Raw genomic sequence first — 23096 nt, forward strand, 5'->3', positions numbered from 1 at the left:
AACCTCACATCAGAAGATGAATAATGGCCAGAAGAAGATCCGGCCTGATCCCGATGGCCACGGAAATGGCACCTGTAATTAAAAGCGGAACCACCATCAGCAGAATAAGCGGCCGGGTTTCCAGAGAACCTGCAACCGCAACAGCACCTTCTGCGGGCTTACCGAAATAAGCCGTCAGAATAACGGGCACAAAATAGCCTGCATTCAGAAGGGAACTAACCATCAGCACAGACAAAAGAATCAGGTTATTTATATCCATGGTACCCAGCGCAAGATACCACTTGGTCACAAAGCCCGATACCGGCGGCACACCGATCATGGAAAGGGATGCCAGGGCAAAGGCCAGCATGGTCAGGGGCATAGCAAAACCCAGACCCGCCATTTCCCGTATATCTTTTTTCTGGGTAACCACATAAATACAACCCGCCGCAAAAAAGAGAGTGATTTTAGCAAAGCCGTGGTTGGCGATGTGGATCAGACCACCGGTAATACTGTTGGGTGTCAGCATGGCAACACCAAGTATGATATAGGAGAGCTGGCTGACTGTTGAATAGGCAAGCCTTGCCTTGAGATTGGTTTTTGTCAGGGCGATAATGGAGGCTGTAATAATGGTGAAGCTGACAAAATAAGCTGTTATCAGCCCCAGCCCCGTATCCGCCAGCAGATCCACACCATAAACGGAAAGCATGATGCGGCAGATAGAAAAAACACCTATCTTTACAACAACCACAGCGTGCAGGAGGGCTGAAACAGGAGTAGGTGCCACCATGGCCGAAGGAAGCCAGGAGTGCAGCGGCATGACACCTGCTTTGGCAAAACCGAAAAAGAGCAGAATATAACTTACCACAACCATCCAGCGGGAAGCATCCGCAGGGAAAATACCTGAAGCAATATCGCCTAAAGCAAAATCAAGGGTACCGCACTGCACATAGATTATGGCCATGGCAGGCAACAGGAAAGCTTTGGAAGTGAACATCAGATAGACAATATACTTCTGCGCCCCCTCATAGCCTTCTTCATCCTGATGGTGCATGACCAGAGGATAGGTGAAAATGGATACGATCTCATAGAAGAGATAGAGGGTGAACAGGCTGCCGGAAAAGGCACCCCCCAGAGCGGCACCCACGGAAACTGCGTAGCAGACATAAAAACGGGTCTGGGCATGTTCATTCAGGCCCCGCATGTATCCGACACAATAGATGGATGCCAGAATCCAAAGGAAAGAGGCCGTTCCCGCAAAAAGAAGACCTAAGGCATCCACCTGAAGCTTCACGGCAATTCCGGGCCAGAGTTCAAAAAGCGTATAGCTGAAACTGCCTCCGGCCAGAATATGGGGAACAAGAAGGGCCACAGAGATAAAAGTCAGAACCGCACCTGTGAGAGACCAGGCCTCCCTGAGATTGGGCCTTGAACCCGAAGCCATCACAGCAAGAGCTGTCAGCATGGGCAGCAGCACAGGCAATAGTATTTTGCTGGTAATCATGGTTTCCATACCGGTTTCGCCTCAAATGGCTTCGGGTTAATGACGAAGATCATGGACCGCACTGGGATCATCGGTGTGGTACTTACGATAAACGGCCAGAATAAAGCTGACCACAATGGCAGCTTCTGCTGCCGCCAGTCCCATGATGAACAGGGTGAAGACCTGACCTATGGCAGGATCCGGCAGCACAAAGCGGTTAAAAGCCATAAAATTGATGGAGGCACCACAGAGAATAAGCTCCGTTGAAATCAGCATGCCCATAAAGGATCGATGACGCACCATACCGTAAATGCCCATGACAAAAAGAACCAGGGCAATAATCAGATAGGTTGTCAGATGGCTGCTCACACTCAGCATATTCAGGACTCCCTTCCACCGGTAGCCAGAATAATGGCTCCGATAATTGCAGCCAGAAGCACCACGGAAATAAGTTCAAAGGCCATACAGTATCGGTACAAAAGGGTTTCTCCCAGCCATGGCAGAGAAAAATCTCCTGTTATTTCAAGAGCTGGAGTGAATGTGGCCCTGAGAAGAGGAATCAACAGAAGAAAAAAACCTGTAAATGATGCCGCTACGGCAAGAAACCTGTTTTTCCCTTTAAAGTTGCTTTCTGCTATTTCCTGGGGCGTGTACCCTACCATCACCCCAAAAACCATGAGGATACAGATGGCTCCCACATAAATCAGAATCTGCATCATGGTCAGAAAAATACTGCCCAGATAGAAATAAAGTCCAGCAACTCCCAGAAGACAGACCGCAAGTCCTAAAACCGCATGCATGAGAAGACGGGCCCGGACAGCAAGAATAGCTCCCATGAAGGTGAGTATGACAAAGGCAAAAAACAGGGCTTCTGCAATAAAATAATAGGTACTCATGTCAAAGAGCCTCCCTTCCCAAGACGATCAAGGAGATCCATGTGGAACTCCTCTCGGGAGAATCCTGCAAGATTGTATTCCTGAGAATAGGCAATGGCATCCGTAGGACAGCTTTCCACACAGATCCCGCAGAGACTGCACCGGGTAAAATCCAGTACAAAGCCTGTGAGAATTTTCTTCTTGGACCCTTCGGGCTTTTCACTCTGGATACTGATACAGGCCGAAGGACAGGCTCTGGCACACATGCCGCAGGTAATACAGAGGGAGCCTCCGGTTTTTTCATCACAAACAAGCTCAATATGCCCCCGGTAATTGGGAGTGATGGTCAGGGTCTCGCGGGGATAGTGAACCGTTACCGTCGGCTTGACCATCTCCCTGAAGGTCACGCCAAGGCCCACCAGCAAACTTTTTGTACCGTGGTAGAGGTCGGAAAAATAGCCGCTCATAGCTTTACAATCACCGCCGTTACAATAAGGTTAAGGAGCGCAAAGGGAATCAGGTACTTCCAGGAGAGGTTCATCAGCTGATCAAAGCGGACCCTGGGATAGGTCCAGCGTATCCAGATCATAATGAACATCAGGATGTATACCTTTAACAGGAACCAGATGGCTCCGGTCCAAGCGTCCATGGGCAGGGGCAGGCCGCTCCATCCGCCAAGGAAAACAGCAACGGCGACACTGCTCACGATAAACATGTTGGTGTATTCACCAAGGAAAAACAGCCCGAAACCCATACCTGAATATTCCGTATGGAAACCTGCAGTCAGCTCACTTTCCGCCTCGGGCATGTCAAAGGGTGCCCTGTTGGTTTCCGCCAGCGCCGCTACCAGATAAATAATAAAGGCAAGGGGCTGGATCAGGCAGAACCAGAGTCCTGAAATCTGAGCATCCACAATGGTCCGCATGCTGAAGGAATTTGTGATCAGCACCACAGACAAAAGGGAGAGGAGGATGGGAATTTCATAGGCGATATTCTGGGCTACGGAACGCATGGCACCGAAAAGCCCGTATTTATTATTGGAACTCCATCCTGCCACAAGAATGGCCATGACATTGAGACTGGCCATGGTCAGAATAAAGATCAGGCCTATATCCAGATCAATAATGATCAGATTCTCGGAAAAGGGCAGCACCAGAAAGGGCATTACCACAGGCGTGAAAGCCAGAAGAGGGGCCACACGAAAGAGCATGCGGTTAGCGTCCCTTGGTATCACAAGCTCCTTGGTCATGAGCTTGATGCCATCCACCAGTGTCTGAAGAATTCCATGCCAGCCGACCTCATAGGGACCGGGTCTGCGCTGGATATGACCGGCAATTTTTCTCTCCGCATACACCATGAAAAGGGCATTCACAAAAACCACGGTCACCACAAAAAGGGCGGCAATCAGCATGCGCAACAGTTCAGGTGGAAAAAAAGCAGTATCCATGTGATGTCTACCTGTCGATTTCCGGGATTACAAGGTCAAGGCTCCCCATCACGGACACCAGATCCGCAATCAGCATACCCTGGCAGAGCTCCGCAATGAGGCTGAGATTGGCATAGGAGGGAACACGGACCTTCAGGCGATAGGGAACATCGGAATCCTGACCCACCATATAATAAACCAGCTCTCCCCTTGCCGCTTCCACTGCAAAACTTGCCGCCTTTGGCGGCAACTTTATTTTTTTCGGTACTTTGCCCCGGAATTCCCCTTCGGGAAGCATATCCAGGGCCTGTTCGATGATGCGCAGGCTCTGCTCAATTTCCTTCAAACGGACTGCGTACCTGTCAAAACAATCTCCGCTGCTTCCTACTGGGATTTCAAAATCCAGCTCAGGATAAATGGAATAAGGCTCCGTTCTCCGGATATCATAGGCAATGCCTGACCCCCTCAGATTGGCTCCTGTAACACCGTATCTCCGGGCCATTTCCGGAGAAATCACGCCAATCCCCTCGGTTCTTTTTCTGAAAATGATATTATCGGTCACAAGCTTATGATAAATATCCAGCCGTTTTGTCATCCTCTTTACAAAGGCACGGCTTTTTTCCACAAATTTTTCATCCACATCACGGTAAACCCCTCCAACCCTGAAATAGGAATAGGTCAGACGACTTCCCGTAATATCTTCAAGAATATCAAGGATTTCCTCCCTGTCATCAAAGCCATACAGTATGGGCGTAAAGGCTCCGAGATCCAGCAGGAATGCCCCCAGCCAAAGGAGATGACTGGCAATTCGGTTCAGCTCAGAAGTTGCCACCCGGATACATTCGGCCCTTCGTGGGACTTCAACACCGGCAAGTTTTTCAATCAGGCATACATAACCATGATTATAGGGCAGTGCAGCCAGATAATCCATGCGTGCCGTGTTAGGCATAAAAGAGGGCCAGGGTCTGGCTTCAGCCATTTTTTCATGCATTCTGTGCCCGTAACCAAGTACAGGATCCAGATGGACCACATATTCACCGTCCATCTCCAGCACCAGCCGGAGAACACCATGGGTTGCCGGATGCTGGGGACCCATGTTCAGTAAAAAACGATGTCTGCTCTCATCTTTGAAGGCTTCGGTTTTCATGCGTCCTCAAGACTCCCCCGGGGCTTGTTCATCCCCGGCTTCCGGTTCATCCGTAAGGGGCAGAAAGCCCAGCTTTTCTGCGGCCATACAGGCATTCTCCGCCTTAACCAGCGGATGGAAACCCGCATCCATGTCCGAAAGAATCAGAGGGCGCATATCCTCATTTCCTGTAAAACAGATTCCGAAGAAATCATGGATTTCACGCTCATACCACATGGCTGCATGGAAGATATCAGAAATGGTGGGGGCTTCATCCCCATGGGCAAAAACCCGGATATTTACCCTTAAAAGAACATCGTGACGGGCAAACTGATAAACAAGGCAGGCTGCAGGTTTTAAAGAAACAGCCGTTGCAAAAACCAGATAAAACTCCTGTTCAATCATATGCTGCACCACCAGACGAAGCTCTTTCTTTTCCAGAAGAAGATCGCCATGGGCACCGTTTTCAGCATAATCAGAAGCTGCAATGGAAAGGGATAAGGCCGAAAGCTGATCCGCAAGTTCCTTAAATGTCATACCAGCCCCCCTCTTTTCGGATGACGGTTCTGGGGGAAAGGATGACGGGTTCCGGCTATCTTTTCCTGAAGCTTGAGAATTCCTTCTATCAGACCTTCTGGACGGGGCGGGCATCCTGGAACGTAGACATCCACAGGGATAAGTTTATCCACACCTTCCACCACCGCATAGTTTTCCTCAACGGCAAAGGGACCACCGGATATGGCACAGTTGCCCATGGCAATCACCCATTTGGGATAAGCCATCTGCTCATAAAGGGTAACAACTGCTTCCGCCATTTTTTTATTAACCGTGCCGGCGACAATCATAAGATCACTCTGTCTGGGCGAGGGCCGGAATACTTCAGCTCCGTAGCGGGAGACATCAAAACGGGCCATACCCACAGCCATCATCTCAATGGCACAGCAGGCAAGGCCAAAGGTCATGGGCCAGAGGGAGTTGGCCTGGCACATACGCATGATCTGGTCCGTAAGCTCCAGACGCATAAGGGGCCCCGGACCTGTCATGACTGCTCCTGCATCACCCTGCACACGGCCTGCCAGTTTCGCCACGTGGGCATCAATACTTATGAATTGTTCCTTCTCTGCCAATTGAAGACTCCTTTGACCCAGGCATAAACGATGGCAAGGGACAGAATTCCAACGAAAATAATAAATTCCACTATAGCCCGCAGAGGCTCAGCTTCATGGAAAGCTGTGGCTACGGGAAAGAGGAAAAGAATATCCACATCAAAGGCAAGAAAAATAAGGGCATAGAGATAATAATGTACACCAAAACGGAAGTCCCAGGCCTTGCCATAGGGTTCTATACCGCACTCATAGTTTGTTTCATGGCTTCCGGTATTTTTTCGCTTAGGTGCCAGCATCCATGCAGCAATAAAGGGTGCAAAGGCTACAGCAAAACCCACACCCAGAAAAAGCATGATGTACATATACTCAATGAGAGACTGCTCTTCTATCAGCATTCCAAACACTCCCGGAGCTTCAGGCCTATAGTCAGACATCAGGGGCGGGTACAAAATAACCGGGTACACATACAAGGACAACTTTTTCAAACCGAAATTAAAAATCTGCTTTCTTAAAAATAGATCGTCCTTATGAAACATCAAAAGAGGTTCTATCCTATTGCAGGAACCAAGCCCCCCTGTCAAGGGATTTTACACGCAAGTTTTTAGACAGAAACCCGAACTTTGTCAAATAAAAGTTAAGAGTTTTTCCCCCTTACTCAAATTTCAACAAGGATATCCCTTGACATAAGAGGCCATGCCCTATCTATATTAAATTAGAATCGGCTGGCAAATACCAGCATTATGAAACTGGTACTGAGAAGGAGGTACATCATGACCTACAGTGAAGCCCTTGAACTTCTGATTTATTCATACAGGCTGGATTTTGATCCTGCAGGATTTTTTTTTGTTCCCGAAGAAATAGACCAGACAACACTACCTGTCACCCATAAAACAAAAAACAAACTTACATTCTGTCAGTACACAAGTGCCGTAAGACAGGCTCGCTACTCCCTTTACCTGCCCAAAGAGCAGCTCTTATGCAAAAATGCCCAACTGGTTTTCGGTTTCCGGGAAATAGATGAAAGGATCGATGAAAAGGTCCACGCCAAATATCTCATGGACCCGGAGCTGTGTCTGCAGGCTGCCAGAGACAAACCTTGCCTGCCTTCAGGAAAATTCAAAGGTATCTATGCCGCACCCTTAGATACCTTTGATGACTTTGACCACACTCCGGATCTTGTCTATTTCATGGTTCTCCCCTTCCAGGGCTACCACATTCTTAATGATTACATGGCAGCCATGAATAAAACCCATCTCAATTTCCGCCACACTCCCAATTCCGCTGTATGCAGCGGATCCGTGTGGAGCCATATTAACCAGACAGCCAACATGAACACCATGTGCGCAGGCTCCAAATCTTCAGGAAAAACGGAAATGGGCTACATGAATCTTACCATACCCGGAACCCACTTCCTTGCCACCATTGAACATCTTAAAAAAAGAAGGGAAAAAAATGGCGGCGTATCACTTGTGGGCAAAGGTGATTCAGGCTGGCCCGGTCTGGATGCGTGTCAGGGATGTCCCCTGTTCCGTTTTGATCCGGTTTGAGAAATCAAAGCCATAAAGCCCAAAACACAAACTGAACAGAGAAGGTTCCGGATACCGTGATTCCAGCCAGCATTCTTATCATCAGCAGTGATTCTGAAACCCAGTCTCTCCTGCAGCAGGCCATAGCCAAGAAATGTACCTGTCCCACAAGCGCTGCAGCAGGAAAAAGTGCTGCCCTAAACTGCTTTGATCCCCAGACCCATGAACTTATTTTCATCGACAGCCGGACTGTTGACCCGAAACTGCTGACCACCCTGGCCGACATCCAGTCTCCCTTAAAAAATCATACTGTAGTCCTTCTTAGCCATGGCAGAAAGATCTCCCTTGGGATGGAAGATGAAATACCTGGAATCTACGAGATTCTGCACTGGCCTGCCTCTGGCCAGCACCTTGCCTCCTGCATAGACAGAGCCCTGGAGCGATGCATGCTGATCCGGGAGAAAAAACAGCTTCAGCTGGATTGCCGGTGCCATAAAATTTTTGCAAAAATTGCAGGCCAGTCTAAAAACATGCAAAAAATCCTCGACAGCATCAGCACCCTGGCCCATGGAAATGAGACAGTATTCATTACGGGAGAATCTGGGACAGGAAAAGAGCTGGCCGCCCGCACACTTCACCGCCTGAGTTCCCGCAGTGGAAGTCCATTTATTCGGGTTCACTGCCCCAGCCTGCCCGAAGAAAGCCTCATTGATGAAATTTTTTTCAGGGCTTCCGACACAGCTTTGCAAACCACAGACAGCCATACTTTCCTGAACAGAGCCAGGGGAGGCACCCTTTTTCTTGATGAAATCGGAGACATCAGCAGTAGAATACAGGATAAACTTCTTGAATACCTTAAAGAAACCCCAGAACCTTCTTACAGATCTGCTAATATCCGCCTGCTCATTGCCACCAACCGGGACCTTGGAAAAAAGACCGAAAGTCATGCTTTCAGCAAAGAACTCTTTGAAATACTGAGTACCCGACACATCCATCTCCCCCCACTGCGGAGAAGGCCGGAAGACATTCCCCCCCTTGCCCACTTTCTCCTTGAAAAACAGGCGTACAAGCTGAAAAGATACGGAAGATATATTTCCCCGGAACTGATGAAACGCCTCATGGCCCACCCCTGGGAAGGGAATATCCGTGAGCTGGAAAATACAATTATCCATGGCCTCCTGTTTTCCAGCTCCCAGGAAATAGGCCCTGATGATGTACTGCTTTCAGGCCCCAAACCCTTAGGGCCCTGTTCTGCAGCCCTGCACCAGGATAATTATCGTGATGCCAAGGAAGAAGCCCTCAAAGGCTTCAATCATATCTATATCGGCCGCCTTCTAAAGCGCAGCAATGGCAATATCAGCCTTGCAGCAAGGGCCTGCGGACTTGAACGCCAGGCCCTCCAGCAGATTATGAAGCGCTATGACATCTCCCCTGTACCCTATCGTCCAAAAACCGGCTGTGACGGCGGATATCCTGAATAATTCATATTACAACCCTGTTTACTCAGGCATTTTTAAAAAAACAGGAAGAAGACAGAATCAAAGGATAAAAAAAGCCCCCTTCTTTTCATCTGCCATGAAAAAAAGAGGGCCTTATCAAAGCGCATCAATGTGATTGCTATCAGCAGCCACAGGAACCAGAGGAACCGGAGGAGCTGCATCCGGAGCATCCGCCTCCGGCAGCTTCCAGCTTCAGACTGGAATTCACGGCAAAGCCCATGCCATTGAAGGCCACTTCAAAGGGTTTTCCCGCTTCAAAAAGATCATTTTCCACCACATAGGTGATACCTGCTATCTCAAAACTTGTATCATTATCCTTTTTCTCATCCAGAGCCATGGCCACCATGGGACCACCGCAACCACCACCATGAATAAAAATACGAATGGGCTGAAGTTCCTTGCCCTCAAAAAAAGATGCCACTTCCTTCTGGGCTTCCGGTGTTACCGTAAACATAAAAAAAGTCCTTTCCCTGCGCCAGCAGGACATAATACCAAAAAATATGAGGAGAAACGGCTTCTCCTGAATCTGCAAAATAGTGCCTGACTTCCTTAGGGTCAAATATTTTTTTTCAATGCAAAAAACATTTACAATATATAAAGAAGAACTGCTCAGCCTGCCACCTGTGAAACAACCCATTCCATGAAAGGTCCGTGCCCATCGGAAACGTCCAGTGCCAGAATACAGGGGCAGTCATAAGTGTGCAGCTCAAGCACTCTGGCCTTAAGCTTTGGGAAGATGGCCTTTGTGGTTTTTGCCACCAAAACCACCTCGGCCCCTTCCTCTGCCCTGCCTTCCCATACATAATATGAGCGGACACCGGAAAAAACATTCACACAGGCCGCAAGCCCTTCCAAAACCAGAGTTTTTGCAAGATATTCCGCTTCTTCATTACTGCCGGCGGTCATGTACACCCACTGAATCACAGGCAACCTCCTTTTTTCAGGTTCTTTGAAGAATTCTGTCCAAAGCAAGACCCGCCAGACGCAGGCCAAAACTTCCCGTCACGTGGGCGATGGAACCCATAGGCTGCCGAATCCGTCCACGGGTCTGCACAGCGGCCTCCTCCGTCTCTTCAGAAACCGGGCCTCTGTTGGGTGGTTCGGGGGAAAAAACACAATCAACCCCCTTTTCTACACCAAAACGATGAAGACGACGGCGTACCAGCCGGGCCAGAGGGCAATGGTGGGTTTCGGAAATATCACAAACCCTTATGGCACCCGCATCATAGCGGGTGGCAGCCCCCATACTGCTGGCAATATACAAATTGCGGCGCAGGGATTCCCGGATAAGCATCACCTTGGAATTAAGACCGTCAATGGCATCCAGCACCACATCCGGCCCATTATCAAGTACACGCTCAAGGGATGCCTCATCAATGAAAAGATCCATGGCTTCCACATCACAATCCGGTGCAATATCTTTTATACGCTGCAGGGCCAGAGACACCTTGGACTGTCCAAGGGTAGAGTGCAGGGCAAAAAGCTGGCGGTTTATATTGGAGGCCTCCACCACATCAAAATCCACAAGCCTGAGATGTCCGACACCGCTTCTGGCAAGGGCTTCCACGGCAAAGGAACCCACGGCCCCAAGGCCGCATACGGTTACACGGGCCTGCTGCAGACGGCCAAAAGCTTCTTCACCCGTTAAAAGCTGAACTCTGGAAAAAGATGAACTCATGACTGAATATCCACTCCGGAAAGATGGGAAAGAAAACAGCGGCTGTTAATAAAAAGCTGCTCCGCCAGTACATCTTCGGGCAGATTCCTAAGCTCACTCAAAGCAGAAAAGGTATGCCTGAGAAAAGCAGGCTGATTGATACCGTTCGGAACAAAGGGAGGAGGGATATCCGGTGCATCCGTTTCTATCAGCATTTTATCCGGAGAAACCGCCTGCGCACTGAGCAGCACCTTTTTATTGGCAGTTCTAAGAAGGGATGCGGAAAACCCCACATGAGCTCCAAACCTCTCCACCTCCCGGACCATGTCAACAGAACCGGACCAGGCATGGAAGGCCCCCCCATGGGAAAGACCTCCTTCTTTTTTTAAAATATCCAGCATACGGCCCCAGGCTCTCCGACAATGGAGAGAAACCGGTCTTTGCAGGTCCCGGGCAAGACGAAGCTGCGTAATGAGAACCTTCTCCTGATTTTCAAGGGTATGGGGAAAAGCCATGCCATCAAGCCCTGCTTCTCCAAGACCTGCTCCGGGCAAAGAAACCAGCATATCCCCCAGAGCCTGATCCCATTTGGGGCTGGCCCCTTCCACATAAAAGGGATGAAGGCCAAAAAAAGGAATCACACCCTTCCATGTCAGGGAAATAGCCCGCACAGCTTCCCAGTCATCCTCTGCGGATCCGCAGCAGACAAAAAATCCCACACCCGCAGCATAAGCTTCATGCATAAGGGGGGCTAGATTTTCTGATATTCTGCCATCCTGCAGATGGCAGTGGGTATCCACAAGGGGAAACATCTTATTTTTTTCCATGGAGGGAGCGGTGAATAACAAGCTTGTGGGCCCGTCCGTAATTCATCACACGGGAAGGGTCAAAACCGCCGGACTCATATAAAGCCCTGAAACCCGGCTCCTCAAAAAGATGGATTACATAGGAGATATGGCCGGAATATCCATTCCAGTCCAGCCGCTGCAACTCATCTCTGGCCCCGACACCCAGAGAAACGGCCTCCTTGTGAAGTACCGGTCCCTTTTCAATACAAGGCTCCAGAGAGTAAAGACGCCTGCAGACCAGAGGCCGGATGGCATAAATGGCACAGGTCCTGTTTTTCCTTAAAAAAGGACAGGATGCCTTTCTTTCCTGCTCCCGTTTTTTTTTATCTTCTCCCACTGCCTTACGCATTCTTACACGCATATCCTGGGGAAGGGACTCCATGTAACGAAGAATTCTCAGGCCTTCAAGGGTATTGATATCGATACTGCCCCTACCTGTGCAGCATAAGGAACAGCCGGGGCCACAGAGGGCTTCTGACATCAGAGGAGACAGCCTCTGATCAAGACCCCCGTAGACCTGATCCATGCTCTCAAAAAGAGCCTCCATTATCTTCCCTTTCTTCCGTACACCATGGCTTGAGACATACCAGCAGATTTTTCATATCTTCGGGCAGGGGAGCTTCAAATGCCATGGGGGCATCCGTGGCAGGGTGAGCAAAACGAAGAAAACGGGCATGGAGCATCTGGCGATCCACCTTCATAAGCTCTGCCCTCATACGACTATCCTTCACCCGCTCACCCGGTTTCCTGTAACCATAAAGGGCATCTCCTACAATGGGATGGCCTGCATGGGAACAATGCACACGAATCTGATGGGTTCTGCCGGTTTTTATGTTAAGCCGAAGCCTTGTCAGTCCCTGATAGCGTGACATGACACACCATAGAGAAAGGGCCTGCCGGCCACCGCTCACATGGGCCGCCATTTTTTTTCTGTCCACAGGATGCCGTCCTATGGAAGCGTCCATGCAACCCTCGTCTCCAGCCACATTTCCCCATACAAGGGCCTCGTAATATTTTTCTGTTTTCCTGTCATGGAACATGGAAACGAGGCGCTCATGGGAAAGCTGATGCTTGGCCACCACCATCACGCCGGAGGTATCCTTGTCCAGGCGATGGACAATACCCGGACGTGCTTCTCCTCCTATACCGCCGAGATCAGGGCAATGATGAAGAAGTGCATTGACAAGGGTGCCGTCAGAATGCCCCGGGGCAGGATGAACTACCATACCTGCGGCCTTATTCAGCACAAGAATATCTGTATCTTCATAGAGAATGTCCAGAGCAATATTTTGGGCACAAAGGGAAGAAGGTCTCATATCCGGAATACGGCCCATCACCTGCTGACCTCTCCGCAGCTTCAACGAAGGACGGACCGTTTTCTCATCCACAAGAAAAAAACCATCCTTAACCTGCCGGGCAGCAAGACTTCTGCTTAAGGATGCAATGGACTCTGCCAGAAAAACATCCAGGCGTTTTCCATCATGGGCATCGGATACCTCACAACAGAAAACGCCTGCATTTTCATTCTTAATACCATTATCTGAGGGATCAGCTTGCAAACAGATTCTCAATTTCCGTCAACATGCTTTTTTCATCGGTTTCCTTGGCAAGACTCAGCTCCTTAAGCAAAAGACCCTGAGCCGTATCCAGCAGCTTACGCTCACCAAAGGAAAGATCCTTGGTCAGTTTCAGGACAAAAAGATCCCGGAAAACAGCTGCCACATCATAGAGGCTGCCACTTTTTATCTTTTCCATATACTCACGGTAGCGCCTGTTCCAGGTCTGATTATCCTGCAGACCATCCCCTTTATGGGTCATTACCGCATATACTTTGGGGATATCGTTTTTTTCGATAACATCCCTCAAACCAACATTCGCCACATTGTCCGTGGGAATCATGATGACCATGCCGTTTTCCAGAATTTTCATAATATAAAAATCCTGTTTTTTCCCATTGATCTCACGGGACTCTATGGCTTCAATACGACCCACGCCATGGGCAGGATAAACCGCAAGGTCACCGACATGAAACTGCCGTGTACCTTCCTCCAGTGTCATTGCCTTTTCTGCCATTTTCTCACCACCATTGTTAGGGGTTTACGCTTTAAAAGTTTTTTATATCACAAACTTGACAATGGGTTCAACCATTTTAAATAAATCATTCCTCCAATGACAATGAAACACCCGTACAACAAGGCTTTTCCATACAAAAAAAATCAGGGCAGACCCAAAGGATCTACCCCGATTTTTATTTCATCTCATTCCTGAAACCCTCCACGAAAGTGAAGGGCAAGAGTTACTACATCAGGAAAGGCACCATGAGCAGAGCCACAACGTTGAGGATCTTGATCATGGGGTTAACAGCAGGACCAGCGGTATCTTTGTAGGGGTCACCTACGGTGTCACCGGTTACAGCAGCCTTGTGGGCGTCGGAACCTTTACCACCATAGTGGTTGTCTTCGATGTACTTCTTGGCGTTGTCCCATGCAGCACCACCAGTGGTCATGGAGATGGCCACGAAGAGACCTGTAACAATGGAACCGATGAGCATACCACCCAGAGCAATTTTGCCCAGCAGGAGACCCACAACGATGGGGGCAATTACGGGCAGAAGTGCAGGAACAATCATTTCCTTGAGGGCAAACTTGGTAACGATATCCACGCAGGCCGCATAATCAGGCTTGGCGGTACCTTCCATGATGCCAGGAATTTCACGGAACTGACGACGTACTTCTTCAACAACGGCACCACCGGCACGACCAACAGCACTCATGGCAATGGAAGCGAAGAGGTAGGGCAGCAGACCACCGATGAAGAGACCAATGATAACATTCACGTCTGCAAGGTCAAAACGAAGCTGTGCTGCATCTGCACCACCATGTACGGCAAATTCCTGTACATAGCAGGCAAAAAGAACCAGAGCAGCAAGACCAGCGGAACCAATGGCATAACCCTTGGTTACGGCCTTGGTGGTATTACCAACGGCATCCAGGGGATCGGTGACGGCACGAACGGAATCATCCATTCCAGCCATTTCAGCAATACCACCGGCGTTGTCGGTGATGGGGCCATAGGCGTCAATGGCAATAACCATACCGGTCATGGAGAGCATGGACACAGCTGCAATGGCAATACCATAAAGACCGGCAAAGCTGTGGGCCATGAAGATACCAAGGCAGATGGTAAGAACAGGAGCAGCAGTTGACTGCATGGATACGGCAAGACCTGCAATGATGTTGGTGCCATGGCCAGTAGTTGAAGCCAGGGCAATGTCTTTAACAGGCTTGAAAATACCGGTGTAGTACTCGGTGATAATAACAATAAGTACGGTCAGGGCAAGACCGATCAGGGCAGAGTAGTACAGGCTGATGGCGGAAACACCTTCAACGTCACCCATAAAGTGCATAATGGCATAGTAGAAGGCAATGGCTGCAATGATGGCAGAACCGAACATGCCTTTGTACAGAGCACCCATGATGTACTCGCTCTTTGCACCAAGACGAACAAAGAAGCTGGCAATGATGGAAGCAATAATGGAAATGGCTCCCAGAATCAGGGGCAGCATGATAATGGCTTCATTACCATTGAACAGAATGTCACCAAGGAACATGGCGGCAACCAGGGTAACGGCATAGGTTTCAAAGAGGTCAGCTGCCATACCGGCACAGTCACCTACGTTGTCACCTACGTTGTCAGCGATGGTTGCGGGGTTACGGGGATCATCCTCGGGAATATTGGATTCAACCTTACCCACAAGGTCAGCACCAACGTCAGCACCCTTGGTGAAGATACCACCGCCCAGACGGGCGAAGATGGAGATCAGGGAGCCACCGAAACCAAGGGCAACCAGGGCAGGAATGTTGGCGGTAGCCGCATACAGACCAGCAGTAGCAGCAAGACCAAGACCTGCAACCATCATACCTGTTACTGTGCCACCACGGAAAGCCATGGAAAGACCAGCGTTCAGGCCGTGCTTGGAAGCTTCTGCAGTACGTACGTTGGCAATAACGGAAACACGCATTCCGATATAGCCAGCCACATAAGAAGCTACGGCACCAATGATGAAGCCCAGAGCACTCATGGCACCCAGAGCAACAAAGATTACCACTGCGATTACAGAACCTACTACAGCAATACTTTTCATCTGACGATTCAGATAGGCAATGGAGCCTTCCTGAATAGCCTGGGCAATGGCAGCCATTTTTTCATCACCGGCAGGGGCTGCTTTAACAAGCCCTGCAAGGATCAATGCAAACAGAATGCCGAGCCCCCCGACCAGTGCACACACCAGCGGGATGTTCCCCATTACAAATTCCATGCTTTCCTCCATCAAAGAGTTAGGTTGAACAGAAAACTACAATTGATACTTTTGCATAGCGACCGAAAACCCCTCCTGCAGAATGCAGCAGACAGCCTCCCTCGCCTTTTCAACCACGCGGAGCCAGATTTCCTTTTCCTGTTTTGAAAAACCACTGAGTACGTAATCGGCAACGTCCTGTTCCCCTTCCGGTCGTCCGACACCGATACGTACCCTGGAAAAATCCCGGGTTCCCAACTGTTCGATCAGGGATCTGATTCCGTTGTGCCCACCATGCCCCCCTTTTTCACGGATACGTATCCGCCCAAGGGGAAGATCAATGTCATCATATACGACAACAAGATTCGAAACTGCCACATCAAAGAAGTTGCACAGCTTCTGAACCGGTATACCACTCCGGTTCATGTAGGACTGGGGCCTGACCAGAAGGACATCACATCCTCCCATCCGCCCCCGCCCGAATTCAGCATCAAATTTTTTCTTGTCCAGAGATATGGAACCCCATTCCCCGAGGGATTCCACAACCTGAAACCCTGCATTATGACGGGTTGCTGCATATCGAAGACCGGGGTTCCCCAGGCCAGCAACCATCATTGGCCCTTTAACATTCATAGGGAATGCCCTTTATTATTGCAGGACACAAAAAAGCGTCCCTATTATTCTTCTGCACCTGCTGAAACCGCAGCTCCTCTGGGAACCGCAACCATGGCAAGGGGTGCATTGCCATCCACTATCAGTTCCACACCTTCGGGAACCTCAACATTTTTCAGATATAAAGTTTTTCCAAGACCGATATCTTTTATATCCACAACAATGTTCTCAGGGGTTGCATCAGGCAGACAGCGGACCGTAACCATTTTTTGAAAAATCTTAAGGGTTCCGCCCATATCCACGCCTTTGGGTATTCCTGAAACACTCAGATTCACTTTGGCAGTAATTTTACGGTCCATCTCAAGGGCATAAAAATCAGCATGAACAAAATCTCCGTTCATGGGATCTTTCTGAAAATCCTTCATCATTGCCTTACAGGTACCATCGCCAAGCTGAATATCAAAAAACAGCTCACGGGTTCTGCTTTTCTTTATGGCATCCTCAAGTTCCTTAACAGAGATTGTCAGATCCCTGCTTTCAACCTTGCGGCCGTACAGAACCGCAGGGATCTTACCATCCATCCGCAGTCTTCTGCAGATACCTTTTTTTGTTGCCTCGCGGTTTTCCGCGTTCAAAGTCAAAAATTCCAAAGTTTTTTTCTCCTTCAGGTCTACACCCACATAAGATCGTCTGTCACACAAAAAGCGAGGTTACCGAATCTCCGCGATGACTGCGGATAATGGCTTCCCCCACCAGATCTGCAATGGAAAGAATATGAATTTTATCCGATTCCAGAGCTTCTTTACTCAAAGGAATACTATCCGTTGCCACCAGTGTCTGAATGGGCGAATGTTCTATGCGGTCCACAGCAGGACCGGATAAAACAGGATGGGTACAGAAAGCATGAATGGACCTTGCACCCTTTTCATCCAGGGCCCTTGCCGCCTCTGTCAAGGTTCCCGCTGTATCTGCCATATCATCCAGAATAATCACATTCTTATCTGCAACATTACCTATGACTGCCATGGCCTGGGCCTTGTTGGGCACATCCCGCCTTTTATCAACAATGGCCCAGTCCGCATTCAGCCTCTTGGCAAAGGCCCTTGCCCGTTCAACGCCACCCGCATCGGGAGACACAATAACCAGATCCGCAATATCTTCAGGCGTTGCGCCAAAAACCCTCTTTGCATAGTCCCTGAGTACAGGGGCAGCATAAAGATTATCTACAGGACAATCGAAAAAGCCCTGAATCTGTCCAGCATGGAGATCCATGGTGATCACCCGGTTAGCTCCTGCTGCCATCAGCATGTCAGCTGCCAGCTTGGCACTGATGGGAACCCTGGGCGCAACCTTCTTATCCTGCCGGGCATAACCAAAATAGGGAATTACTGCAGCAATACGCCTGGCTGCGGATCTCTTCACCGCATCCAGCATAAGCAGAAGTTCCACAAGGTTATCATTCACGGGCTTGCAGGTGGACTGAATAATATAGACATCCCGACCGCGCACGTTTTCCTGAATTTCAATCTGGATTTCTCCATCACTGAAATTAGTTACCTTTGCGCAGCCCAGAGGTTTTCCTACATAATCTGCTATCCGGGATGCCAGAAGCGGGTTTGAATTCCCCGCAAATAAAACAAGCTCTTCCATTTTTTCTGCAATCCGATCTGATATGTTTACACAATTTTATGCTGGAACATGAGTTTTCTAAATGGCTGGGGCGGGAGGATTCGAACCTCCGAATGCAGGAATCAAAATCCTGTGTCTTACCGCTTGACGACGCCCCAGAAAGCACAAAGCCTGTAAATCTTCAGGGCATGAGCTGCGTCGCTACAACCCGCCAGTGCTTAAAGTGCACCGAGAGGAAAGATTCTGCTTCCACAGCTGCTTTCTGATCATTAAAAAGACCAAATACCGTAGGCCCACTACCGGACATGAGAACCCCGGATGCGCCTGCTTCAAGAACTGCCTCCCTGATACGGACCACTTCCTGACACATGGAAGCAGCCACAGACTCAAGATCATTGAAAAGCCATGGCACAGGATCCATGAGGGTCTCTTCAAAATGAGGTTTTTTAGTTTTTATTCCTTCTTTTGTCAATCCCCATTTCAGGTTTTTGTAGACAGCCGCCGTTGAAAGCGGAGCATTGGGATTCACCAGAACCATGTATAATGGCTGTATCTTCCTGAAGGATTCCAGCTGATCACCAATACCTTCGGCCCAGGCGGCACCCCGCATTAAAAAAAACGGGACATCAGCACCCAGCCCCGAAGCAAGACTGAAAAGAAGTGACTGGGAAAGCGGAAAACCATAAATCTCATTCAAACCCATCAGCACTGCAGCGGCATCACTGGACCCTCCACCCAGACCTGCTGCCACAGGAATGTTTTTTTCCATCTCAATATCCAGTGCCGACTGTATCTTGGCAGCATCATAAAAAATTTCTGCAGCCCGGACAGCGAGGTTTTCAGAGTTGTCAGGCACCAGACCATTCCCGTTTTTCACATGAATCCGGATGCCAGGCCTGCCGCAGGAGAGCCAAAGTTCATCCCAGAGCGCAATGGGACACATCAGAGACTGCAGCTCATGATACCCGTCAATCCGCTTACCCGTTATCCGAAGTATAAGATTAACCTTTGCAGGTGCCCTGATGTGCCGGGTCAAAAAGTCCACAAATCAACCCTCACGATCCATTGAGATTACAAGGAACTGACCCCTTCTCTGAATCAGAAACTGAAGACGCTCCTTTTTTTTGGCCTTTTTCAGAACCGCTTCATAGGCTTTCAGGGAATCCATTTTTTTATGATTAATCTCCATGATCAGGTCTCCCCGCCGCAGGCCAGCCTTGTCGGCAGCACTGCCTTCTGAAACACCTGCAACCAGAAGACCGGCATCCCTGTCCACACCCATACGCTCTGCCATATTCTCATCCAGCACCCGCAGAGACAGTCCCAGTGCATCTTCCGTTGCTGAAGGCTCAGGAGGACTTTCCTTCTTCAGCTCTCCAGCATCATCCCTGCGTGCCACAGTCACACCCAGCTTTTTTTCTTTTCCGGAACGCACCACAGTCACCTCAATGGTTTCACCCACCTTGGCGGCTGCCACCTTAAGAATCAGATCCTTGGTATCCTCCACCTGCTGCCCATTGATTCGGGTAATAATATCTCCGCCCCTTATTCCAGCACGATGGGCAGGATCTCCCTCAATGGCACGAACCACAAAGACCCCCTTTGCTTCCTTCATGCCATGGTAGGACGCCATGGCCGGGTCAAGCGGCTGAATTTCCACCCCCATCCATCCCCGGGTTACGGAACCGCTGGCCTTCAGCTGTGCGATAATACCCTTTGCAAGATTAACGGGAATGGCAAAACCTATCCCCTGCCCCGAAGAAACGATGGCCGTATTGATGCCCACCACCTCGCCATCCAGATTAAGAAGTGGCCCACCGGAATTCCCTGGATTGATGGAAGCATCGGTCTGTATGAAATCATCATAGGGGCCTGACCCGAGAACACGACCTTTGGCCGAGACAATCCCTGCGGTTACGGTCTGCTCCAGCCCGAAAGGACTGCCAATGGCCATGACCCACTCGCCAACCCTCAAAGTGCTGGAATCTCCCATGGAGATGTAGGGGAATTTCTTATCCGCCTCAATGCGTATCAGCGCCAGATCAGTCTTGGGATCCCTTCCCACAATCCGGGCATCATATTCTTCCCCGTCCTTCAGCTTCACCCGAATTTTATCGGCACCCTCAATCACATGATTATTTGTTACAATATAGCCGTCCTCACTGATCATAAAACCAGATCCGAGGCTCTGCCGACGGAATTCACGCTGGGGATTGTTATCACCATGAAAACGCCTGAAGAACTCCTCAAAGGGATCATTCTCACCAAAGGGACTTTCAAAGAAATGCCTGAAAACCCGGTCCTGGGACTGAGTCGTTTTTTCCGTGCGTATATTCACCACGGCCCCACCCGCCTTCTCCGCCAGAACAGTGAAGCTGTCCGGCCTCAGAAGAGCATGAGATTGCACTGCAAAAAAGCAAAAAAACAAGGCAAGAAAACCTGCAAGAAAAAAAACGGCCTGACGGCCTGAAGGCCTGCCTGCACTCCTTTTTTCATCGGGTAACATAAAAAACCTCCGTTTCTTAAAATTTGCAGATATCAGACAGAAAAAACATCACGAAGTTTTTTCACTGGCAACATAGCGCAACCGCAGATCCTGCAGAAGATGATGAAAGAGACGCTCTTCATCTTCCTTCAGATTGCCCCTGGTTTTTTCTTCAAGCATAGCAAGGACATCAATGGTCTGTTTTGCAAGATCCATATTCCGCCGCCTCTGACCTGTTCCAGGGTCCTCCACAATCCCAAGATGTACCAGGGCAGAAGCATTAAGCGAAAGAATAAAGGTTGTAAAATCAATATTCGGAAAAACATCTTCCCGTTTTTTTTTAACACCTTCTTCTGTCATGCCCATTCTCCTTGAAAATTTCCAAAAGAAAACCCTTTAACACTTCTGCCGGAAAGACCAACCCCAAAGAAAGTCAAAAAATCAGTCCAAATGAATATAACGAAAAGACGGGACATTCAAGACATAAAAACCCATCATAAAAACAATAAAGGCCCTTCAAAATCCCTAAGGATTAAGAAGAGCCTTTAACTTCCGAAAAAAACGAAGCTTAACCTTCACAATATCAAATCATAGAAGATTATGTTCCGCCAGAAGTTCCCGCGGATCCACAAGGTGCTTGCGTATCCACTTTTCCGTTCTGGGCAGACGGCAGGCCATACCAATAAGTTCAGACACATAGAAAACAGGAAGGGGCTCGGAATTTTTACCTCTTAGCTCCATATTCACCTGGCATAGCGGACAGAAGGAAATCATGCAATTGGCCCCAACCCTGCGGGCATGGTCCCTGATGCGATCCACAAGGGTGTCCACATGGTCCGGCTTGGTCAGAGCCAGATGGGCACCACAGCACTGCTTTCCATAACCCCAGTCCAGGGTCTCAACCCCCAGCGCTTCCACAAAGCTGCGCAGCTCATCCTCATAGGGAAGCACATCAAAACCTGTGATCCATTCAGGCCGGGTGAGAAGACAGCCAAAATACAAGACCCCCTTAAGGCCCTTCAATGGATTGATCACAGCCTCCCTGAAAACATTCATCTGGCTGGCGCTGCCTACTTCAAGGAAAAAACGCAGGCGGACAGAACCCTGGTAGCGTTTCCCCACAGCCTCTTCCAAAAGGTCATTTTTATCGGGTTCCGCAATCAGGGTTTTTTCTGCCGTACGCAGACGGACAAAACAGCTGGGACATATCACAAAAAGATCCCTGATCCCCTGACGTTCAGCCAGAACCAGATTCCGCCCGGCAAGGAGGAGAGCATAGTTCTGATTCACACTGTGGGCAGGAGAAGCTCCGCAACAGTTCCAGTCATTGAGCTCTTCCAGCCATGACCCCACAAGGCGGGCCATCTGAAAAAGCGAATCTCCCAAATCACGGGCCGTGGACATCAGGGAACAGCCTGGATAGTAATATATTCTCGGATGCGGAGTAGCCTCCAGATCAGATTTTTTTTCATTTTTTTCCATAACAGACCTCCCTGATCTTACGGACTTCATGAAGCTTTTTTACTGTGTGGGGAAAGAGTTCCAGGCGACCATTCAGAAGCATCTTCATGCCTGAACCCATATCGCTGAAAAGACTCATGGTAGAAAGCTTGTAGCGGGCCATGAACTCCAGCTCATAGACTCGTCCTCTCTTATCCACCTGCTTCAGAAATTCCCTGTGGAAGGTCCAGATGTCCGGCTCACCTATCTTAACACCCTCTTCCAGGGCCAGCTCACGCAAAGCATCCATCATGTAAGGTATATGTATACGATTCGGACACTGGGACACACAACTGTAGCAACCGACACAGACCCAGATGGCACGGCTCTCCAGCACCTCTTTGCGCAAACCAAGCTGCATCATCCGAACAATCTGGTTGGGCAGATAATCCATGATATCAGAAACGGGACAACCACCGGAACAGGCCATACAATGGAAACAGGCTCCAAACCGCTGGCCGCTCCGCTCTTCTACTTCCCTGATGAATGAGCGGTCAACTTGCATAGTACTCACCATTTATGTGGATTCTTAACAAAAGAAGGAATCCGAATTCCGGCACAGTGAATAAAGCCTGTACCTCTGCTAAAACAGAAGTAAACACTAAAAACCTGTACCAAGTTGGCCCCTTGTCGGGCATTGCACGACAAGGGAAAAACCACACAGGCCGATGCCTGAGCTCCCCTGACACGATTCAGGGCGACCACACTAGACCAATGCCCATGCAGTGTCAACTATAATTGTATCAGACATCACCGATACACAGACAACTATATATATTCAAAAAAGTCTGTCAACTATGCCAATATCATATGACACCCTGTGCCTTTGCTTAAATCATTTTAAAAGCCCCATAAACAGAAGTCCAGCAAACCTCCAGGCACTTCACAACTCTAATTTACATTCACAACATTCGGGCACGGATATTAAATCAGACAATCTCTTCATCCAAAATATAAATTTTAAAAAAAACTGCTTCCCCATGCTTAACCAGGGATATTCAGCACCCTCCTGCGCAATAAATTTTATGCGCCCATACCTTGCCAGGCA

Annotated in this window: 27 protein-coding genes and 1 tRNA gene; 2 read left to right on the forward strand and 26 right to left on the reverse strand. The window is 49.2% G+C overall.

Annotation, left to right across the window (positions count from 1 at the left end; genetic code table 11):
* Positions 1 to 4: 4 nt before the first annotated feature.
* The 9 genes from FIM25_RS07030 to FIM25_RS07070 are packed head-to-tail and all read right to left on the reverse strand — an operon-like array spanning position 5 to position 6390.
* Positions 5 to 1492 carry a monovalent cation/H+ antiporter subunit D family protein gene (locus tag FIM25_RS07030; protein ID WP_139447720.1) on the reverse strand — a complete coding sequence of 496 codons (1488 nt, stop codon included), beginning with the start codon at positions 1490 to 1492 and terminating at the stop codon, positions 5 to 7.
* A 27-nt stretch (positions 1493 to 1519) separates the two neighbouring features.
* The gene (nuoK, locus tag FIM25_RS07035; RefSeq protein WP_139447722.1) at positions 1520 to 1840 is read right to left on the reverse strand and encodes an NADH-quinone oxidoreductase subunit NuoK; all 321 of its coding nucleotides are present in this window, start codon (positions 1838 to 1840) and stop codon (positions 1520 to 1522) included.
* A gap of 2 nt (positions 1841 to 1842) precedes the next feature.
* Positions 1843 to 2358 carry an NADH-quinone oxidoreductase subunit J family protein gene (locus FIM25_RS07040; RefSeq protein WP_139447724.1) on the reverse strand — a complete coding sequence of 172 codons (516 nt, stop codon included), beginning with the start codon at positions 2356 to 2358 and terminating at the stop codon, positions 1843 to 1845.
* On the reverse strand, positions 2355 to 2804 hold the full coding sequence (locus FIM25_RS07045) for a NuoI/complex I 23 kDa subunit family protein (protein WP_139447726.1): 450 nt from the start codon (positions 2802 to 2804) through the stop codon (positions 2355 to 2357). The genes FIM25_RS07040 and FIM25_RS07045 overlap by 4 nt, the downstream gene beginning before the upstream one ends.
* Entirely contained in the window at positions 2801 to 3784 is a 984-nt protein-coding gene (gene nuoH / locus FIM25_RS07050; RefSeq protein WP_139447728.1) for an NADH-quinone oxidoreductase subunit NuoH, read from the reverse strand. Before nuoH ends, FIM25_RS07045 begins: the two co-directional genes overlap by 4 nt.
* Before the next feature lie 7 nt (positions 3785 to 3791).
* Positions 3792 to 4910 carry an NADH-quinone oxidoreductase subunit D gene (locus FIM25_RS07055; RefSeq protein WP_139447730.1) on the reverse strand — a complete coding sequence of 373 codons (1119 nt, stop codon included), beginning with the start codon at positions 4908 to 4910 and terminating at the stop codon, positions 3792 to 3794.
* Positions 4911 to 4916: 6 nt separating this feature from the next.
* On the reverse strand, positions 4917 to 5426 hold the full coding sequence (locus FIM25_RS07060) for an NADH-quinone oxidoreductase subunit C (protein ID WP_179953226.1): 510 nt from the start codon (positions 5424 to 5426) through the stop codon (positions 4917 to 4919).
* A complete protein-coding gene (locus tag FIM25_RS07065; protein ID WP_425456379.1) occupies positions 5423 to 6016 on the reverse strand; it encodes an NADH-quinone oxidoreductase subunit B in 594 nt (197 codons plus the stop codon). Before FIM25_RS07065 ends, FIM25_RS07060 begins: the two co-directional genes overlap by 4 nt.
* Positions 5992 to 6390, reverse strand: a complete 399-nt coding sequence (locus tag FIM25_RS07070; protein ID WP_218961324.1) for an NADH-quinone oxidoreductase subunit A — start codon at positions 6388 to 6390, stop codon at positions 5992 to 5994. Before FIM25_RS07070 ends, FIM25_RS07065 begins: the two co-directional genes overlap by 25 nt.
* Positions 6391 to 6765: 375 nt before the next feature.
* Between FIM25_RS07070 and FIM25_RS07075 the strand changes: the two genes are divergently transcribed.
* Positions 6766 to 7542, forward strand: coding sequence for a DUF169 domain-containing protein (locus FIM25_RS07075; RefSeq protein ID WP_179953227.1), 777 nt, complete (start codon positions 6766 to 6768; stop codon positions 7540 to 7542).
* A gap of 56 nt (positions 7543 to 7598) precedes the next feature.
* Entirely contained in the window at positions 7599 to 9002 is a 1404-nt protein-coding gene (locus FIM25_RS07080; protein ID WP_139447735.1) for a sigma-54-dependent transcriptional regulator, read from the forward strand.
* Positions 9003 to 9141: 139 nt separating this feature from the next.
* Here the strand turns inward: FIM25_RS07080 and FIM25_RS07085 are convergent, their stop codons facing one another.
* The 17 genes from FIM25_RS07085 to FIM25_RS07165 form a co-directional block, all read right to left on the reverse strand.
* Positions 9142 to 9474 carry an IscA/HesB family protein gene (locus FIM25_RS07085; protein WP_139447737.1) on the reverse strand — a complete coding sequence of 111 codons (333 nt, stop codon included), beginning with the start codon at positions 9472 to 9474 and terminating at the stop codon, positions 9142 to 9144.
* A 155-nt stretch (positions 9475 to 9629) separates the two neighbouring features.
* On the reverse strand, positions 9630 to 9944 hold the full coding sequence (cutA, locus tag FIM25_RS07090) for a divalent-cation tolerance protein CutA (protein WP_218961326.1): 315 nt from the start codon (positions 9942 to 9944) through the stop codon (positions 9630 to 9632).
* A 16-nt stretch (positions 9945 to 9960) separates the two neighbouring features.
* On the reverse strand, positions 9961 to 10698 hold the full coding sequence (locus tag FIM25_RS07095) for a tRNA threonylcarbamoyladenosine dehydratase (protein WP_139447738.1): 738 nt from the start codon (positions 10696 to 10698) through the stop codon (positions 9961 to 9963).
* Complete coding sequence (locus FIM25_RS07100; RefSeq protein WP_179953228.1) at positions 10695 to 11489, reverse strand: TatD family hydrolase; 795 nt, start codon at positions 11487 to 11489, stop codon at positions 10695 to 10697. Before FIM25_RS07100 ends, FIM25_RS07095 begins: the two co-directional genes overlap by 4 nt.
* A gap of 1 nt (position 11490) precedes the next feature.
* Complete coding sequence (locus tag FIM25_RS07105; protein WP_139447740.1) at positions 11491 to 12072, reverse strand: YkgJ family cysteine cluster protein; 582 nt, start codon at positions 12070 to 12072, stop codon at positions 11491 to 11493.
* A complete protein-coding gene (locus FIM25_RS07110) occupies positions 12056 to 13084 on the reverse strand; it encodes an RluA family pseudouridine synthase (protein ID WP_218961328.1) in 1029 nt (342 codons plus the stop codon). The genes FIM25_RS07105 and FIM25_RS07110 overlap by 17 nt, the downstream gene beginning before the upstream one ends.
* A complete protein-coding gene (locus FIM25_RS07115) occupies positions 13074 to 13598 on the reverse strand; it encodes a CarD family transcriptional regulator (RefSeq protein ID WP_139447741.1) in 525 nt (174 codons plus the stop codon). The genes FIM25_RS07110 and FIM25_RS07115 overlap by 11 nt, the downstream gene beginning before the upstream one ends.
* 226 nt (positions 13599 to 13824) lie before the next feature.
* Positions 13825 to 15843: a sodium-translocating pyrophosphatase gene (locus FIM25_RS07120; protein WP_139447742.1), complete on the reverse strand. Its 2019-nt coding sequence runs from the start codon at positions 15841 to 15843 to the stop codon at positions 13825 to 13827.
* A gap of 36 nt (positions 15844 to 15879) precedes the next feature.
* Positions 15880 to 16434 (reverse strand): aminoacyl-tRNA hydrolase, encoded by a 555-nt coding sequence (gene pth, locus FIM25_RS07125; RefSeq protein ID WP_179953229.1) that lies wholly within the window; start codon positions 16432 to 16434, stop codon positions 15880 to 15882.
* Between the two features lie 65 nt (positions 16435 to 16499).
* Entirely contained in the window at positions 16500 to 17084 is a 585-nt protein-coding gene (locus FIM25_RS07130) for a 50S ribosomal protein L25 (protein ID WP_179953230.1), read from the reverse strand.
* 43 nt (positions 17085 to 17127) lie between these two features.
* Complete coding sequence (locus tag FIM25_RS07135; protein ID WP_139447747.1) at positions 17128 to 18084, reverse strand: ribose-phosphate diphosphokinase; 957 nt, start codon at positions 18082 to 18084, stop codon at positions 17128 to 17130.
* Between the two features lie 62 nt (positions 18085 to 18146).
* A tRNA-Gln gene (locus FIM25_RS07140) sits at positions 18147 to 18221 on the reverse strand.
* 23 nt (positions 18222 to 18244) lie between these two features.
* Entirely contained in the window at positions 18245 to 19108 is an 864-nt protein-coding gene (gene ispE, locus FIM25_RS07145; protein ID WP_139447749.1) for a 4-(cytidine 5'-diphospho)-2-C-methyl-D-erythritol kinase, read from the reverse strand.
* 3 nt (positions 19109 to 19111) lie between these two features.
* Positions 19112 to 20569, reverse strand: a complete 1458-nt coding sequence (locus FIM25_RS07150; protein WP_139447751.1) for a DegQ family serine endoprotease — start codon at positions 20567 to 20569, stop codon at positions 19112 to 19114.
* A 48-nt stretch (positions 20570 to 20617) separates the two neighbouring features.
* Entirely contained in the window at positions 20618 to 20908 is a 291-nt protein-coding gene (locus FIM25_RS07155; RefSeq protein WP_246052067.1) for a DUF1844 domain-containing protein, read from the reverse strand.
* 228 nt (positions 20909 to 21136) lie between these two features.
* Entirely contained in the window at positions 21137 to 22030 is an 894-nt protein-coding gene (locus tag FIM25_RS07160) for a CoB--CoM heterodisulfide reductase iron-sulfur subunit B family protein (protein ID WP_179953231.1), read from the reverse strand.
* Positions 22017 to 22553, reverse strand: a complete 537-nt coding sequence (locus tag FIM25_RS07165; protein ID WP_179953232.1) for a 4Fe-4S dicluster domain-containing protein — start codon at positions 22551 to 22553, stop codon at positions 22017 to 22019. The genes FIM25_RS07160 and FIM25_RS07165 overlap by 14 nt, the downstream gene beginning before the upstream one ends.
* Positions 22554 to 23096: the final 543 nt, after the last annotated feature.

The sequence above is a fragment of the Desulfobotulus mexicanus genome (genome assembly GCF_006175995.1).
In the GTDB taxonomy this organism is placed as follows: domain Bacteria; phylum Desulfobacterota; class Desulfobacteria; order Desulfobacterales; family ASO4-4; genus Desulfobotulus; species Desulfobotulus mexicanus.

Excerpts from the sequence above, each read along its gene's own strand:
- FIM25_RS07030 (WP_139447720.1), bottom strand. The coding sequence starts at position 1,492 with ATGGAAACCATGATTACCAGCAAAATACTATTGCCTGTGCTGCTGCCC.
- nuoK (WP_139447722.1), bottom strand. The coding sequence starts at position 1,840 with ATGCTGAGTGTGAGCAGCCATCTGACAACCTATCTGATTATTGCCCTG.
- FIM25_RS07040 (WP_139447724.1), bottom strand. The coding sequence starts at position 2,358 with ATGAGTACCTATTATTTTATTGCAGAAGCCCTGTTTTTTGCCTTTGTC.
- FIM25_RS07045 (WP_139447726.1), bottom strand. The coding sequence starts at position 2,804 with ATGAGCGGCTATTTTTCCGACCTCTACCACGGTACAAAAAGTTTGCTG.
- nuoH (WP_139447728.1), bottom strand. The coding sequence starts at position 3,784 with ATGGATACTGCTTTTTTTCCACCTGAACTGTTGCGCATGCTGATTGCC.
- FIM25_RS07055 (WP_139447730.1), bottom strand. The coding sequence starts at position 4,910 with ATGAAAACCGAAGCCTTCAAAGATGAGAGCAGACATCGTTTTTTACTG.
- FIM25_RS07060 (WP_179953226.1), bottom strand. The coding sequence starts at position 5,426 with ATGACATTTAAGGAACTTGCGGATCAGCTTTCGGCCTTATCCCTTTCC.
- FIM25_RS07070 (WP_218961324.1), bottom strand. The coding sequence starts at position 6,390 with ATGCTGATAGAAGAGCAGTCTCTCATTGAGTATATGTACATCATGCTT.
- FIM25_RS07075 (WP_179953227.1), top strand. The coding sequence starts at position 6,766 with ATGACCTACAGTGAAGCCCTTGAACTTCTGATTTATTCATACAGGCTG.
- FIM25_RS07085 (WP_139447737.1), bottom strand. The coding sequence starts at position 9,474 with ATGTTTACGGTAACACCGGAAGCCCAGAAGGAAGTGGCATCTTTTTTT.
- FIM25_RS07095 (WP_139447738.1), bottom strand. The coding sequence starts at position 10,698 with ATGAGTTCATCTTTTTCCAGAGTTCAGCTTTTAACGGGTGAAGAAGCT.
- FIM25_RS07100 (WP_179953228.1), bottom strand. The coding sequence starts at position 11,489 with ATGTTTCCCCTTGTGGATACCCACTGCCATCTGCAGGATGGCAGAATA.
- FIM25_RS07105 (WP_139447740.1), bottom strand. The coding sequence starts at position 12,072 with ATGGAGGCTCTTTTTGAGAGCATGGATCAGGTCTACGGGGGTCTTGAT.
- FIM25_RS07115 (WP_139447741.1), bottom strand. The coding sequence starts at position 13,598 with ATGGCAGAAAAGGCAATGACACTGGAGGAAGGTACACGGCAGTTTCAT.
- FIM25_RS07120 (WP_139447742.1), bottom strand. The coding sequence starts at position 15,843 with ATGGAATTTGTAATGGGGAACATCCCGCTGGTGTGTGCACTGGTCGGG.
- pth (WP_179953229.1), bottom strand. The coding sequence starts at position 16,434 with ATGGTTGCTGGCCTGGGGAACCCCGGTCTTCGATATGCAGCAACCCGT.
- FIM25_RS07135 (WP_139447747.1), bottom strand. The coding sequence starts at position 18,084 with ATGGAAGAGCTTGTTTTATTTGCGGGGAATTCAAACCCGCTTCTGGCA.
- FIM25_RS07150 (WP_139447751.1), bottom strand. The coding sequence starts at position 20,569 with ATGTTACCCGATGAAAAAAGGAGTGCAGGCAGGCCTTCAGGCCGTCAG.
- FIM25_RS07155 (WP_246052067.1), bottom strand. The coding sequence starts at position 20,908 with ATGACAGAAGAAGGTGTTAAAAAAAAACGGGAAGATGTTTTTCCGAAT.
- FIM25_RS07160 (WP_179953231.1), bottom strand. The coding sequence starts at position 22,030 with ATGGAAAAAAATGAAAAAAAATCTGATCTGGAGGCTACTCCGCATCCG.
- FIM25_RS07165 (WP_179953232.1), bottom strand. The coding sequence starts at position 22,553 with ATGCAAGTTGACCGCTCATTCATCAGGGAAGTAGAAGAGCGGAGCGGC.